This is a genomic window from Clostridium sp. ATCC 25772 (assembly GCF_001573875.1).
GTDB classification, from domain to species: Bacteria; Bacillota; Clostridia; order Clostridiales; family Clostridiaceae; genus Clostridium_J; species Clostridium_J senegalense.
In genome coordinates, this window is record NZ_LFRG01000138.1 from 1 (window position 1) to 762 (window position 762).

A 762-nucleotide genomic window follows, 5' to 3' on the forward strand; every position below is an offset into this window, starting at 1 on the left:
TACAATGAACTTCAAAAAGAAGGTAATGCTTATAAGGTAAGACTTAATACTATTAATAGCTTAAAGATTCAATACAAGGAATACATTTGAAGCTAAATATGGAGGTAATAGAGTGTCTAATTTAACTATAGTTACTCCTAAAGCTAATCAAGCTAAACCTAGTCCTCCTAGATCAAGTGATATTCAAGGAGAGGTAGTTACTATCACCGCTCCTACGGGTTGTAAAATACGTTTTGAAAATGCTGTTTTTGATTCGCCACATACTTTTAGAGGGTTAAATCCAAATACAACTTATCAATTTTATGCTTTCACACCTGGTACGGATAAGTTAAATGAGTCCCCGAACTCAGATGCATTAATGGTCCAAACATTAAATCAAAAAGTGTTATTTGGCGATGATATGAACTATCCATTAGCAAATGCGGATGTATGGAAACAGATTACTAATACTTCGTATGGGTCTGATAAGGCTAAGCTAACAATTACACCTGGAAATATGAAACTATATACAGGCAATGTTAATTTTGCGCATTGGCTAGATTTACAGATAAAAACGGATATAGATGTTTCTAAATACAATAAGTTAACTGTAGTTGTTAAAACTTTCCATACTAGTGACCCAACGGACAACCAAAATGAGGGCCGTATTGGCATAAGTGGAACTAGACAGTTGTTAAAAGCTCCAGGCACTTATGAGTTTGACGTTAGTGCATTAACTCAATCATTCTTAAGTATAAGAGTAGATGCTTGGGTAAATGAAAC

1 protein-coding gene is annotated in these 762 nt (G+C 34.3%); it reads left to right on the forward strand.

Translation table 11 applies throughout. From position 1 onward, the window contains the following. Positions 1 to 112 precede the first annotated feature (112 nt). Positions 113 to 762: hypothetical protein (locus tag AZI32_RS17180; RefSeq protein WP_157450974.1), on the forward strand; the 650-nt coding region annotated here is incomplete at its 3' end.